Origin of the sequence: Bradyrhizobium sp. (genome assembly GCF_035652035.1) — a bacterium.
Lineage (GTDB): Bacteria > Pseudomonadota > Alphaproteobacteria > Rhizobiales > Xanthobacteraceae > Bradyrhizobium.
Genome location: NZ_DASREO010000096.1, coordinates 73,600 through 86,893, shown reverse-complemented (window position 1 = coordinate 86,893; position 13,294 = coordinate 73,600). Strand labels below are relative to the sequence as shown.

Below are 13,294 nucleotides of genomic sequence, written 5' to 3'. Positions count from 1 at the left end.
GGGTTTGCGTTGTTGGTCAAACCATGGAGCGGCGCCATTTCGCTCACCGTAGTCCTGATTATTTGCCTTGCTCTTGTTGGCGTCGCCAAGCTCACTTATCCGCTGCAGCGTTTCGGATACCTGTCCGGCTATCGTGGTTGGGTTCGGGCCAGCAGCGTGGTCGACCTTGTGCTTGCTGCTCTGATGTTCATCGACCTTCCGGAAACCGCGCTATGGGCTCCGGGGCTGCTGCTGGGTGCAAACATGATCCTGGGCGGTATTGCCCTGCTCGTGATCGCGCTGCTGGAAAGGCGAAAGCTCGGCGCAGAGCACGCAGATCGGCGACCAATGGGGCCTTGATCCCGACGGGCCAAGCCGCCACCAGGAAGAAAATTTACCCCTTACGGTCGGATGAATCCGATGATCCCGAAAACAGCAGAGAATGTGATCGAAATTCGCGTTGATGGGATCGCTCAGCTCTTCCATACGTTGGATCCGTTTCCATTTCGCGAGAAGGACCTCGACCGGGAAGCCGAAGAATATATCGTGGGATGGGCAAGAGAACTGGCGAGAGACCGGTCATTCAGGATCATCGTTCACTTTCCGAGCGACGAATCGCAGACAGACCTTGCGCGGGACCTGCCCGAAGCTCTCGGCAAATATTTCGCCGGCCGTGCGGCCGTCATTCAAGGTGACCTCAACGAGCTGTTCCGGATCGGCCGCCGATCTCTGGCAATAGGCGTCGCGATCCTCATCGCCTGCCTGCTTGCGGTAAAATTCTTTTCCGGGGTCCTTGCGGATGCCCCGTCCAGGACGTTTGTCCAAGAAAGCTTCCTGATTTTGGGGTGGGTTGCCAATTGGCGCCCGCTCGAGATCTTCCTTTACGATTGGTGGCCAATCGCGCGTCGACGCGATCTCTACCGCAGGCTGTCGGCTGCGGAGATCGAAAAGAAGCCGTACGCCCGGCAGGTTTCACGCAAGGGGCCGAACGCCTTCGAACAGCGAACCGCCATTCAACACAGTGGCGTCTAGCGCCAATTATCGAGAGCCTTGGGCTGCGCCGCAGCTTTGTTCTCATCGATGCGCTTGATCTGGGTCAATCGATGGGCGCTACGCACGTGCGAAAAATATCCAGCCAGAGGAGCATAGATATGACGGTCGCGTCAGTCATGGTTTTTGTCGATCCAGCGCAACAGGCCGAAGAGCAGGTGCGTGTGGCGCGCTCCGTCGCCACGAAGTTCCAGGCTTCCCTAATCGGCGTCTCCGCATTTGCAGTTGAGCCCGACTTCGTCGGCGAAGGTGTGGTGATTCAGGAAACGACGCCTGAAGACCTCAAGCGGATGAAAGCCGAGCTTGCCGAGAAAGAACGGTGGTTTCGCGATGTTGTTGGCCTCCCGAAGGAGAGAGTGGAGTGGCGTTGGGACGTCGAATACCCGGTTGCATTCCTCGCGAATGAAGCCAGGGCGGCCGATCTGGTTGTGATAAGGAACATGTACCGGAAAGTAGACCCCTATCACCTGGTCGATCCCGCCGCCGCGGTATTGCGGATCGGTCGGCCGACCGTTCTGGTGCCGGAGCGTGTGCATGAATTGCGGGCTGATCGGATCGTGGTTGGCTGGAAAGATACGAGAGAAGCGCGCCTCGCGATTCATGACGCCCTGCCATTCCTGAAGCAGGCGTCCCAGGTATCGATTATTGAGATCTGCACCTCGAACGAACAGGATCGCGCGCGACGGGGCGTCCGGGACGTTGCCAGGCATCTGCAGCGGCACGGCGCAAAGGCCGAGACGGATGTGCGTGTTCACACGGCCGAATCCGATGCGCATCAACTCGTTCGTCTGGCGAAAGATGCCGGTGCGGATCTGATCGTGACGGGAGCCTACGGCCATAGCCGACTTGGCGAATGGGTCTTCGGTGGCATGACCCGCGGGCTTATGGATGAGGCGCCGTTTTGCCTCATGATGTCACACTAAGCGGGCCAACCAGAGCTCGGGTGTCGAAGTTTATTTGGCTTCCGGGGATACGCGACCTGCGGCTCGATCTGTTCCGGGGTCTTTCACTATTGTGGATTTTTCTCGACCACATCCCCGAACTTTACATCAATAACTTCACTCCGAGGAATTTCGGCTTCAGCGACGCCGCGGAGATTCTTGTCTTCTTGTCAGGACTGGCATCGGGCAGGGTCTACGGCGGTGTTGCCAGCCACTCGGGATTGGGAGTCGCGCTAGCGCGTGTCCTGCGTCGCGCCGTCGAAATTTACCTCGCGCAGATTGTGACCGTCGCGCTTCTTCTGGGTGAAGTCGCTCTCTTTGCCATTCGGCAACCTTCGTTGCTGGATCACGCCAACCTTGCCGTCTTCTTCGCGAGCCCGTTTGAGACCGTATCGCAAGCACTGATGTTGAGATACTCGCCGGTCAATCTCGATCCGTTGCTGCTGATGGTTATCCTCCATTTCGCCCTGGTGGTGATCTTGCCCGCGATGATGCTCTGGCCAGCGCCGACTCTGATCGCATCACTCCTGCTTTATTCTGCGTCCCACTGGCTTGACTGGTCGGTATCGGCTTATCCGTCGGGCGTTATCTTCTTCAATCCGCTGAACTGGCAGCTGCTCTATGTGATGGGCATCTGGTGGGGAATGAGGCCGGCCAACAGCCCACCTCGCATCCTCAATTCGCAGGTCCTGGCCGGCGCGGCCGTGGTCTATTTGCTGTTGAGCTTTTTCATCACGTTGAGTTGGCGCTTCCACGCGCTCGAGGCCTACGTGCCGACGGTGATCGCGAACTGGATCTATCCGATCGAGAAGGGCGACTTGGACCTTCTGCGGCTGTTCCACTTTCTGTCGCTTGCACTTTTGTGCTGGCGGCTTCTTCCCGGCGATCTTCCGGTATTGAGCACACGGTTGCTGCGTCCGCTGCTCCAGTGCGGCGAATATTCGCTCGCGATCTATTGCATCAGTGTGCTGCTCTCGTTTGCCGCGCATGCGATTCTGAGCATGGGCTGGGACAATGTGGCTTTGCAGGTGCTGGTCATTGCCGGGGGCATCGCCACCCTGGTTGCGGCCGCAAGCCTGCTTGCAAGCGTCGATCGGACGGCTCGTGTTCACCCGCGCACCCTATGACCCGAGTCGCCGGTCGGGCCGCGTGCCAAGTACACAGCTCAGCACACCAGGCCCGGCAATGACCTGACATAGATCAACAGGCTCCCGGCTGCCACGAGCGAATATGGATGCGTCCGTTGCAACGTTGCGGAAGGTAAGTGCGACATCGGGTCCGGGCGGGACGACGGAAACCATTTGGATCGGTTGGCGTTCTGGAAAGTTCAATGACACATTCATACCCGGTGGGCCTTCGTTCGACCTCATGGCGACGGCAAGTTCGAACGATTGCCGCACTGCTGCTCATCGGCCTGCCGTCCATCGCGGTGGCCGAGGATGCGGTCAAACTCACCCCGGAACAGGCAACGAATCTCGGGGTTCGCGTTGTGCATCCGGTCGCGAGCCCGACCGACAAGACGCTGCCTTATCCGGCGCAGATCGTCGTCCCGACGCCGCAATTATGGGTCGTCAGCAGTCCCGTGGCCGGCATGGTGACCGGCCTTTCGGTCGCGCGAGGAGATCGGATCAGCGCTGGCCAGTCTCTCCTTGTCATGGAGAGCTCGAACTTCGTTTCGCAGCAACGCGACTACCTGCAGGCCGTCCAGCAGGAAGCCTTGGCGACGCGGGAGTTCAACCGCAACAGCCGGCTCATCGAGTCGAACGCCGTCGCGCAGCGGGTGCTTGAGGCGAGCCAGACCGAAGCCCGCCAGGCCAGCATCGTGGTTGCGGAGCGCAAACAGATGCTCCGGCTCAGCGGGCTTTCGGATGAAGCTATCTCGAAGCTGACGAACGAGGCAGCAATCAACGCGACGCTCTCGGTCGCCGCGCCGCGCGCAGCGACCGTCGTCGACATCGCGGTTTCTCCCGGCCAGCGCGTGGAACAAACGGCGCCATTGGTCAAGCTCGCGCAGCTCTCTCCGCTGTGGGTCGAAATCGCGGTGCCTGCATCGAATATCCGTGCCATCCGGCCCGGTGCCAAGGTGGAAGTCGAGGGCTATGCAACTCCGGGTCAGGTGTTGCTGGTGTCGGAAACCGCCGATGCCGCAACCCAAACCATTCTTGTTCGGGCCGAAGTGAACAACAACGGAGAACTGCGGCCTGGGCAAACGGCACAGGCGCGCATCGGCTTTGCTTCCTCAACTGAAAGTGCGTGGGAGCTGCCCTACAGCGCGCTGTTCCGTCGTGGCGAGCAGGCATCAGTGTTCGTGGCGACCGCGGACGGTTTCCGTCTTGTGCCGGTCACGCTGCTTGAGGAAGACCAGGACCATGTCGTGGTCTCGGGCCCGATCACGGACAAGGATGAAGTCGCGAGCGGCGGCATCTCTGCGCTCCGGGGAATCCTGCTCAAGCTAGGAGCGGGTTAATGCTCGAGCGGCTTGTCGCATTTGCGCTGTCGCAGCGCCTGTTCGTCCTGCTCGGCGTGCTCTTGCTAATCGGCGCCGGGGTGGTGATGCTGCCAAGCCTGCCGATCGACGCCTTTCCGGACGTCTCACCCGTCCAGGTCAAGGTCATCATGAAAGCGCCGGGTCTCACGCCCGAAGAGGTCGAGCAGCGGATCACAGTCCCCATCGAGCTCGAATTGCTTGGACTTCCTAACAAGAAGATCCTTCGCTCGACGACCAAATATGCGCTCGCGGACATCACGGTCGATTTCGAGGATGGCACGGACATCTACTGGGCGCGCAACCAGGTGACCGAGCGCCTGACCAACGTCGCGCGCGATCTTCCCGAAGGCGTGAGCGGCGGGCTGGCGCCGATCACGAGTCCGCTCGGCGAAATGTTCATGTTCACGATCGACAGTCCTGATCTGTCGCTCGCGGAGCGGCGCAGTCTGCTGGATTGGGTGATCCGCCCGGCGCTGCGAACCGTTCCGGGGGTCGCCGACGTCAACGCGTTAGGCGGCTACGTTCGCGCGTTCGAGATCGTGCCGCTCAGCGAAGCGCTGTCGGCCCGCGGCATCTCCTACGACCTGTTTCGGCGCGCTCTTGATGCCAACAGCCGCAACGATGGCGCAGGCCGCGTCAATCAGGGCGAGGACAGTGCGCTGGTGCGGATTGAAGGCAGCGTCCAGACCATCGAGGACATCAGGCAGATCGTCGTGGACGTCAGGGATGGCATACCGATCCGGGTGAGGGATGTTGCCAGGGTGCAGCTCGGATCGCTGACGCGCTATGGCGCCGTCACGACAGATGGCCGCGGTGAGACCGTCGAAGGTCTTGTGCTTGGTTTGCGCGGCGCCAATGCCCGCCAGCTCGTCAGCGATGTCCGCGCCCGCCTTGACGAGCTCAAGCCGTGGCTGCCGAAGAGCGTCGCCATCAACGTGTTTTACGACCGCAGCCGGCTGGTGGATCGCGCGGTCGGAACTGTGATCCGCGCGCTCGGTGAGGCAACCGTGCTGGTCGTTGTGCTGCTGCTGTTGTTCCTCGGCAATTGGCGCGCCTCGCTGGTGATCGCCTTGAGCCTGCCGCTTGCGATCGTGATCGCGCTGATCGTGATGCGGATGGTCGGCATGTCGGCAAATCTGATGAGTTTGGGCGGCCTTGCAATTGCGATCGGCATGCTGATCGACGCGCTGGTGGTCGTGGTCGAGAATGTCGTTGGGAATCTCAGCAAGCAACCATCCGGCAAGGCGGCGCCGCTCGTCCACATCATCTTCCGATCGGTCTGCGAGGTTCTTCAGCCGGTCGCCTCTGGCGTGCTGATCATCATGATCGTGTTCGTGCCGCTGCTGACGCTGGAAGGGCTCGAGGGAAAATTGTTCATCCCTGTCGCGCTCGCAATCATCTTCGCATTGGCCGGCTCGCTACTGCTGGCGCTCACGGTCATTCCGGTCGCGACCTCGTTTCTGCTCAGGACCGCCTCACACCACGAGCCATGGCTGATCCGCACCGCGTCGCGCCTGTACGTTCCGGCACTCAATTGGGCGCTGAAGAACGAGCGCAAGGTGATTATCGTGGCGGTCGCGGCCCTGGTTGTCGCGGGCTACGCCTACACTCGGCTCGGCAAGACGTTCATGCCGACCATGGATGAAGGCGACACCATCGTCAGCGTCGAGGCGCTGCCATCGATCAATCTCGACGAGATGCTTGCGATCAATGCGCGGCTTCAGTCCGCCATTCTCGCCAAGGTTCCCGATATCAAGAGCATCGTGGCGAGGACCGGATCCGACGAGCTCGGACTGGACCCGATGGGACCCAACCAGACCGACACGTTCCTGGTCCTGAAGCCCGCAGCGGAGCGCAAGACCGCCGATCAATCCGCCTTGATCGAGGAGTTGCGGCGCGTGCTGGCCGGCTTTCCCGGCCTTTCGCTGAGCTTCACGCAGCCGATCGACATGCGCGTGCAGGAGATGATCTCCGGCGTGCGCGGCGATGTCGCGGTGAAGATCTTCGGCACCGACATCAACAAGCTCAACGAAATTGCGGGCAAGCTGTCGGGCGTTCTGTCCACCATCGATGGCGCCGAGGATGTCTACAGCACGCTCAACGAGGGCGTGCAATATTACACCGTTGCGGTGAACCGCATGGAGGCCGGGCGTCTTGGCCTGAGCGTCGATGCGATTTCCAACTCGCTGCGCACCCAGATCGAGGGCCGCACCATCGGCACGGTGCTGGAGGAGGGACGCCACACGCCGATCCTGGTCCGCGGCAGCGAAACGACGCGGGAAGCGCCGACCCTGCTTGCGAGCCTGCCGTTGACGCTCCCCAACGGTCAGCACGTCGCACTCTCGCAGGTCGCCCGCATTCACCGGGTCGACGGTCCCGTCCAGGTCAACCGCGAGAACGGATACCGGATGAGCGTCGTGCGCGCCAATGTGCGTGGCCGCGATATGGTTGGCTTCGTCGAGGAAGCGCGGCAGAAGGTTGCGGCGGGGTTGCCGCTGCCAGAAGGTTACCGGCTGACCTGGGGCGGGCAGTTCGAAAATCAGCAACGCGCGGCAGCGCGTCTGTCGATCGTGGTGCCGGTGGCGATCGGTCTCATCTTTGTGCTGCTGTTCACGACCTTCGGCTCCATCCGCCAGGCGCTGCTGGTTCTGGTCAACATCCCCTTCGCCGCGATCGGCGGTGTGTTCGCGCTGGTGCTTGCCGGCGAGTATCTCTCCGTTCCGGCGTCCGTCGGCTTCATCGCGCTGCTCGGCATCGCCGTGCTCAACGGCGTCGTGCTGGTCTCCTACTTCAACCAGCTCCGCGCCCACGGCTTTGCGGAGGACAAGATCGTCGCCGAGGGGGCGAGGCGAAGGCTTCGGCCGGTCCTGATGACGGCGAGCATCACCGCGCTCGGTCTCATCCCCTTGCTGTTTGCTTCCGGCCCGGGATCGGAGATCCAGCGCCCGCTCGCGGTCGTCGTGATCGGCGGCCTCGTCTCGTCGACTGCGCTGACGCTGATCCTGCTGCCGATCCTCTATCGCCGGTTTGGCGGCGGCGCCAAGGAGGCGAAAGCCACCAGGGAGGCCAAATGAGCGCCCAACTCGTCTGCCTCACTTTGGTTGCGGCGCGATCGCTGCGCCAGGAGTTGTTCGACTATCTCAGCGAACAGCGCGACATCACCTCCGGCTTTACGGCCTCCGACATCGCCGGCCACGGCCCCGACGTGCGGCTGCAGACATCGGCCGAACAGGTCAAGGGGCATGCCGACGAGCTGATGATCCGGATCGTTCTTCAGGCGCAGGATGCCGCGCAATTGCTCGAACGGCTGAAGGCAACGTTCGCCGGCACAAGAATGGTCTACTGGATCATGCCGGTCTCGGAATTCGGCGTGATAGATGCCGCCAACAAATGAAAGGGCGCGGCGGGTTCGGCCGCTTATCTCATCCAAACTTGGCGGAGGCTAACGATTCGGCGAGCGACGTCACTGCAAGCAAGCAGTGCCGTTGCTGGGCTCATTTTATTTCTGATTTTCAGAAATTGTTGCTTGACGCCGCGGTAGACGCAGCGATAGAAGCCCGCCTCATCTCCGAGGGGCGTTTCGCGATCGTCACGAACGTTTGGCGCGGGATGCGATGGACGCCTTGGGCAGCGAACCACTCGCGCAGCGCATGCCGCTGTTCAGCTCGCTGCCGGGCTAGATCGAACGTGTAACGCAAAGAGCCCGCCAAAGGATGGCGGGCTCTTGATCTTTCGAGCGGCGTTATCGCCGATCGATATCGCCCCTCTCGTGCATGCGGCTGCCGGGCGAAAACTCGGAGGCGCCCCGGTCGCGATCGCCGCGGTTACGGTCGAAATCGCGGTCACCGCGGGATTGGCCGGTCGTCCTATGATCGTCCCTGTCGCGGTCGAAGCTTTGGCGCCCACCGCGATCGCGATCGAAGTCGCGATCGCCGCGCGACTGGCCGACAGTGCCGTGTTCGTTCATCTCGTGCCCCGGACTAAAGCCCGACGCACCTCGTCCACGATCATCGGCATCGCCACCATTCCGCATTTCATGACCAGGACTGAATTGCGAGGCACCAGAGGAACCCCTGGCCGCACCTACTGAACCTCCAGCCCCAACTGAACCACCGGCGGCCGCGCCCGCACCCATCTTGCCCTGTGCGTGAGCGAACGAAACCGTGCCCAAGAGCAGCACGGCTGCAACGGCAATCTTCCTTTTCATTGATCGTCTCCATCTTGGTTAGCGCGGAGACAACGAGACGCCGGTTCGCCCGTTCCGATCCATGTACGGAACTCGCCCGTCTCCGTTCCCAAAATCATCCGGTTCGGGCTCAAAAGAAGGCATGCTGATGTGGCGCACGATGCAACGAGCCGGCCCGAAGGCCTGCTTTGCTCCCCCACGCGGTTGATCGCCTCGCTCCCGAATAGCGGTCAGCTTGTCAGATTGGATTCTGATTTTCAGAAATTGCGCTTGACGCTGCGGTAGACGCAGCAATAGAAGCTGCTCATCCCGCCTCATCTCCGAGGGGCGTTGCGCATCGTCACGAACGTGGAGCGCGGGATGCGATGGACGCCTTGGGCAGCGACAGACGAGCGCGCTCGCGGCGGACGGTGAAGTCGTGTGGTCCTGATGCCTCGACGCTAGCATCAACACGGCGGCAACGCTTTATGTGTTGCGCCGGGGATGGTGACACAAAGCCCGATCACCAGGGAGAGCACGAAGGAAACCGTTAAAACCACTCGCGCAGGGAATGCCGGATCCGTTCGGCGTACCTGTGGTGACTAACTCGTGTGCTTTTTTACTTGCACGCGAGGCTGCGGGTGGGTCGTTCACCCGGCATTCCCTGCGCCCTCTGATTTTGTGGGGGCTGGTACACGGCGCAAAGCCTCGCGCGGAAGCGGCGGGATCGCGTTGTTGTGCTTTGGGGAAGGCGATGTTTGACATTTGAATAAGGTTGCCCGCGTGCACTAATCTTTGCCCTTTCCCACAAGGGGAGAGGGGAGGAAGGCGCAAACGGAGCTTTCGCCGCGGGACCCTCAGCTCCCGCGCAAGAGTAGCTATTTCGACAGGCGTTCAATCGTCCTGACGGCATATTCCGGCCCGTGCCAGTCCAGAAATTTCAATTCCTTCTGTTGCAAGGCGTCCGTCGCACGGAAAAACTGCTCGAGCTCTTCGTGGGCGCGAGAGGGCAGGTGGCGGATATCTTTCAGATCCGTTTCCAGCGGCGAGCGATCCGGCACCGCAAATATTCGATCGTTTCGCTTTTTCTTGCCCTTGCTCTTCTGTTCGACCTGGAGAATTCCCACAGGGCGGCAGCGCATCACGACGCCAGGATAAGTCTTGGCGTCATGAATGACGAGGACATCGAGCGGATCGCCGTCCTCGGCCTTCGTCGATGGGATAAAACCCCAGTCATAGGGATAGGCGAGGCCGGCCATCAAAGGCTTCGCCAACTTGAAGACCCGCTGCTTCGGATCGAAGTCGAGCTTGCAGATGCTGCCCCGCGGAGTCTCGATGACTGCGAAAACGTGGTCCTTGTCGGCCCAGGTTGGAAGCTTCAGCAGGTTCGTCATCTCGTCCACTTTGCGCTACGTCGATCGTTATCCGCCATCTATGCCGGCGGCCTCAGGCCTGACGAGTTGACCCATTCGTCGATATGCGCCGCCGTGTCGGCGCGGTTCGCCCTTTTCAAGAGATCTTCCTTTTCGGGGCCGGGGGGAAGCCTGGATGCGTCGGCGCGCACCGCCTCGGCAAATTCCATCAGCCGTTCTTTCAGGGGAGTCGTTTGCTTAAAACGCCGTCTCCGTTTTTTCATCGCTACTCCTTTACACAAAGCGATTGCACTCGCTCCAAGCCTAAAGCCACGCCTTCGCTCCGCGACAACTTAGGTTAAAGCGAGCGAAAATAGCCGAACGGAATATCGAAAGTCTGAGTATCAAAAGGGACATTGCGCTGGCGCGGCAGCACCTCGGTTCGTACTCATTTTTGGCAAGCCGCTTATCTTGAGTAACGTCGCACCTTTAAAGAGCTGCTGCTGCCCGGTTCGTCGATATGTCGACAACCGCGGGAACCATGCGAGGCTTCCTCATTTGAATCGCTTTCGATGGCAGGCACCGTGGCACAGGTTCTCATCGGCACGTCAGGATGGCATTACGACTCGTGGCGGGGTCCGTTTTTTCCGGCCGGCCTCAAGCTGAAGAACCAGCTGCAATACTATGCCAGCCAATTCCAGACCACGGAGCTCAACGGCGTGTTCTACCGCACGCCAAGCCTGCGGGCCGTCAAGGTCTGGCGGACGCAGACCGGAGACGATTTTGTCTTCGCCTGGAAAGCATCGAAGTTCATCACGCATTGGAAACGGCTGTCGGACAATTCCGTGAACAGTCTCGCGCTGATCGAGGAGCGGCTGGCCATTCTGGACGAAAAGGCCGGACCGGTCCTGTTTCAGTTGCCGCCGAATTTTGAAGCTGACGCAGATCGGCTTGCGTTATTTTTCAAGCTGCTTTCAAAACGGCGCCGCTATAGCTTCGAATTCAGGCACCCGAGCTGGTATCAACCATCCATCATGAGGATTCTATCCCGGCAAAATGCCGCGCTCTGCCTGTCCGATCACCACGAAGCGCCCGCTCCCTGGAGGCGCACGGCCGATTTTGTCTACATTCGCGGTCATGGCCCGCAAGGGCGATACAAGGGCCATTATAGCCGTCAGACGTTATCGAAGTGGGCGGCGCGGATCAGATCCTGGACAAAGCAGGGCTGCGACGTGTTTGTCTATTTTGACAACGACCAGAAGAGTGCCGCTCCGGCAGACGCTTTGAGATTGAAACAGCTCGTGAGCTGAGCGCAAAAATCGACTTTCGTCGCGAGAGCGCAATGCAGCGTGTGCAGCGCAGAATGTACGCCGAATGACCGTCACGCAGATTCCGTGAGCGCCTATTGGAACATTCGAGCACGGACCTGTTTATCAGCCTGCTTGTTAGCACGTATGCATGGAGGCTATCCCATGGACGGCATCGTTTATTTGGTTGGTTTGATCGTGATCATCATGGCCATTCTCTCGGCCTTCGGCCTTCGCTAGGACATGCTGCGATGAGCGCCGAAACGCTGGAAACTGGAACGCGGCCCCGCGCTTCCGCCGTTGACGATCGATGGACTCTGGAATGGACGCCGATTGTCGCGGGCGCTTTTATCGCGGCCGCCGTCTCTTCGATCATGGTTGCATTTGGAACAGCAATCGGGCTTGGCCTCAGTTCGGCCGCTCCGACCTGGCGAGATGCTTCGTTCGCGCTTTGGCTGTTGTCAGGCATCTACCTGATACTGCAATCCCTCATCAGCTTCGGCTGCGGCGGCTACATCGCCGGGCGCTGCTGCACGCCCTATGAAGCGCGCGACACAAGCGAAGTCGAAAGACGTGACGGTCTGCACGGCGTTGCATCCTGGGCGCTTGCAGTCATCATCGGCGTTGCCTTGACGGCCATCATCGCCATGGGTGCGAGCCGGTCGACAAACCTGAGGCAACCCACCAGCACGACCGAGCCGTCGGTGCTCAGCTACGAAATCGATCATTTGTTCCGTGTCGCGCACAGGCCGCCTGAACTCAATATCGGACCGCTGCGTTCGGAAGCTGCTCGCGTATTGATGACCTCATCGAGCCATAGTGGAGTGGCGGCTGACGACCGGACGTATCTGGTTCAGCTCGTGACTGCGACCACCGGCCTTGCCGGGGGTGACGCGGAGCGCCGCGTCGACAGCGTTATCGCCGCATCCAAGACCGCCATCTCGCATGCCCGTTCCGCGATGGTCATCATGGCATTTTCGATAGCCGCCGGGTTGCTCCTTGGCGCTGCCGCCGCCTGGGCTGCAGCTGGCGCCGGCGGCCGGCATCGCGACGGCGTGCCGCTGTCGGACTGGATGCTGCACGCCAACCGCTTCTTCGGTCGTCGGAGGTTCTCGGCGCTGCGGGCTAAATGAACGGCTTTCCGCCTGTCACCGCGACCGTCGTTCCCGACGTGTAGCTCGAGAGCGGATCCGCGAGCATGACATAGGCGGTCGCAAGCTCGGCCGGTTGCCCAGGGCGCTTCATCGGAACCTGCTTGCCAAAGGTTTGCACGGCTCCTTCCGGCATGGTCGAAGGGATCAGCGGCGTCCAGATCGGCCCAGGTGCAACCGCGTTCACGCGAATTTCCTTTGAGGCAAGCATCTGTGCGAGGCCGCCGGTGAAATTCTGGATCGCGCCTTTGGTCGTCGCGTAGGCCAGCAGGATCGGATTGGGCATGTCGGAGTTGACGGAGGCCGTGTTGATGATGGCGCTGCCGGGGTTCATGTGCGGCACCGCGGCTTTGGTCAGATAAAACATCGCGTGGATGTTCGTCTCAAACGTCATTTCCCATTCCTCGTCGCTGATCTCGCCAATCTCCTTGAATGTCGCTTGGTGCGCGGCGTTGTTGACGAGGATATCGATTCCGCCGAGGACCTCGACCGCGTGCTCGATGACGTAGCGGCAATGACCGGGGTTTTTCAGGTCGCCCGCCAGCAGAACTGCCTTCCGGCCTTCCTTCTCGATCAGGCCTTTGACTTCCTTCGCATCGTCGTGCTCGTTCAGATAGGCGATCAGGACGTCGGCGCCTTCGCGGGCGAAGGCGATCGCGACCGCCCGGCCAATGCCGCTGTCACCGCCGGTGATCACTGCCTTCTTGCCGTCGAGACGGCCTGACCCCTTGTAAGTGGTCTCTCCGTGATCCGGGCGTGGGTCCATTGCCGAAGTCGAGCCTGGCGTTCGCTGAGCCTGATCAGGAAAAGGTGGTTTCGGATGCATGCTGTGCTCCACGTGAGGTGCGTAAGAGCAAAATC

12 protein-coding genes and 1 pseudogene are annotated in these 13,294 nt (G+C 60.8%); 10 read left to right on the top strand and 3 right to left on the bottom strand.

The genetic code is table 11. The features are described from left to right. The 8 genes and pseudogenes from VFB05_RS26115 to VFB05_RS26080 all read left to right on the top strand — a co-directional run. Positions 1 to 339: pseudogene (locus tag VFB05_RS26115) on the top strand (HdeD family acid-resistance protein); the annotation flags it as partial. Between the two features lie 60 nt (positions 340 to 399). Further along, a complete protein-coding gene (locus VFB05_RS26110) occupies positions 400 to 1,011 on the top strand; it encodes a hypothetical protein (RefSeq protein WP_325017785.1) in 612 nt (203 codons plus the stop codon). A gap of 119 nt (positions 1,012 to 1,130) precedes the next feature. Next, complete coding sequence (locus VFB05_RS26105; protein ID WP_325017783.1) at positions 1,131 to 1,952, top strand: universal stress protein; 822 nt, start codon at positions 1,131 to 1,133, stop codon at positions 1,950 to 1,952. A gap of 20 nt (positions 1,953 to 1,972) precedes the next feature. Then, positions 1,973 to 3,097 carry an OpgC domain-containing protein gene (locus VFB05_RS26100; RefSeq protein ID WP_325017781.1) on the top strand — a complete coding sequence of 375 codons (1,125 nt, stop codon included), beginning with the start codon at positions 1,973 to 1,975 and terminating at the stop codon, positions 3,095 to 3,097. A gap of 203 nt (positions 3,098 to 3,300) precedes the next feature. Further along, on the top strand, positions 3,301 to 4,437 hold the full coding sequence (locus VFB05_RS26095) for an efflux RND transporter periplasmic adaptor subunit (protein WP_325017779.1): 1,137 nt from the start codon (positions 3,301 to 3,303) through the stop codon (positions 4,435 to 4,437). Further along, a complete protein-coding gene (locus VFB05_RS26090; protein WP_325017777.1) occupies positions 4,437 to 7,532 on the top strand; it encodes a CusA/CzcA family heavy metal efflux RND transporter in 3,096 nt (1,031 codons plus the stop codon). Before VFB05_RS26095 ends, VFB05_RS26090 begins: the two co-directional genes overlap by 1 nt. Further along, complete coding sequence (locus tag VFB05_RS26085; protein WP_325017775.1) at positions 7,529 to 7,852, top strand: DUF3240 family protein; 324 nt, start codon at positions 7,529 to 7,531, stop codon at positions 7,850 to 7,852. The genes VFB05_RS26090 and VFB05_RS26085 overlap by 4 nt, the downstream gene beginning before the upstream one ends. Before the next feature lie 330 nt (positions 7,853 to 8,182). Next, positions 8,183 to 8,548, top strand: coding sequence for a hypothetical protein (locus VFB05_RS26080; protein WP_325017773.1), 366 nt, complete (start codon positions 8,183 to 8,185; stop codon positions 8,546 to 8,548). Positions 8,549 to 9,501: 953 nt separating this feature from the next. Here the strand turns inward: VFB05_RS26080 and VFB05_RS26075 are convergent. Together VFB05_RS26075 and VFB05_RS26070 are read right to left on the bottom strand one after the other, a co-directional pair. Then, positions 9,502 to 10,017, bottom strand: a complete 516-nt coding sequence (locus VFB05_RS26075; RefSeq protein ID WP_325017771.1) for an inorganic diphosphatase — start codon at positions 10,015 to 10,017, stop codon at positions 9,502 to 9,504. A 38-nt stretch (positions 10,018 to 10,055) separates the two neighbouring features. Then, positions 10,056 to 10,205 (bottom strand): hypothetical protein, encoded by a 150-nt coding sequence (locus VFB05_RS26070; RefSeq protein ID WP_325017769.1) that lies wholly within the window; start codon positions 10,203 to 10,205, stop codon positions 10,056 to 10,058. Positions 10,206 to 10,559: 354 nt separating this feature from the next. On the opposite strand from VFB05_RS26070, the gene VFB05_RS26065 reads away from it, so the two are divergent. Together VFB05_RS26065 and VFB05_RS26060 are read left to right on the top strand one after the other, a co-directional pair. Further along, complete coding sequence (locus VFB05_RS26065) at positions 10,560 to 11,285, top strand: DUF72 domain-containing protein (RefSeq protein WP_325017791.1); 726 nt, start codon at positions 10,560 to 10,562, stop codon at positions 11,283 to 11,285. Between the two features lie 248 nt (positions 11,286 to 11,533). Then, the gene (locus VFB05_RS26060; protein ID WP_325017767.1) at positions 11,534 to 12,415 is read left to right on the top strand and encodes a hypothetical protein; all 882 of its coding nucleotides are present in this window, start codon (positions 11,534 to 11,536) and stop codon (positions 12,413 to 12,415) included. On the opposite strand, the gene VFB05_RS26055 is transcribed toward VFB05_RS26060, so the two are convergent. After that, on the bottom strand, positions 12,408 to 13,259 hold the full coding sequence (locus tag VFB05_RS26055; protein ID WP_325017765.1) for an SDR family oxidoreductase: 852 nt from the start codon (positions 13,257 to 13,259) through the stop codon (positions 12,408 to 12,410). The two genes, VFB05_RS26060 and VFB05_RS26055, sit on opposite strands and share 8 nt — an antisense overlap. Positions 13,260 to 13,294 lie beyond the last annotated feature (35 nt).

Bases quoted from the DNA above. Each gene is read 5' to 3' on its own strand.
- VFB05_RS26110 (WP_325017785.1), top strand. From the start codon at position 400: ATGATCCCGAAAACAGCAGAGAATGTGATCGAAATTCGCGTTGATGGG.
- VFB05_RS26105 (WP_325017783.1), top strand. From the start codon at position 1,131: ATGACGGTCGCGTCAGTCATGGTTTTTGTCGATCCAGCGCAACAGGCC.
- VFB05_RS26095 (WP_325017779.1), top strand. From the start codon at position 3,301: ATGACACATTCATACCCGGTGGGCCTTCGTTCGACCTCATGGCGACGG.
- VFB05_RS26090 (WP_325017777.1), top strand. From the start codon at position 4,437: ATGCTCGAGCGGCTTGTCGCATTTGCGCTGTCGCAGCGCCTGTTCGTC.
- VFB05_RS26085 (WP_325017775.1), top strand. From the start codon at position 7,529: ATGAGCGCCCAACTCGTCTGCCTCACTTTGGTTGCGGCGCGATCGCTG.
- VFB05_RS26075 (WP_325017771.1), bottom strand. From the start codon at position 10,017: ATGACGAACCTGCTGAAGCTTCCAACCTGGGCCGACAAGGACCACGTT.
- VFB05_RS26070 (WP_325017769.1), bottom strand. From the start codon at position 10,205: ATGGAATTTGCCGAGGCGGTGCGCGCCGACGCATCCAGGCTTCCCCCC.
- VFB05_RS26060 (WP_325017767.1), top strand. From the start codon at position 11,534: ATGAGCGCCGAAACGCTGGAAACTGGAACGCGGCCCCGCGCTTCCGCC.
- VFB05_RS26055 (WP_325017765.1), bottom strand. From the start codon at position 13,259: ATGCATCCGAAACCACCTTTTCCTGATCAGGCTCAGCGAACGCCAGGC.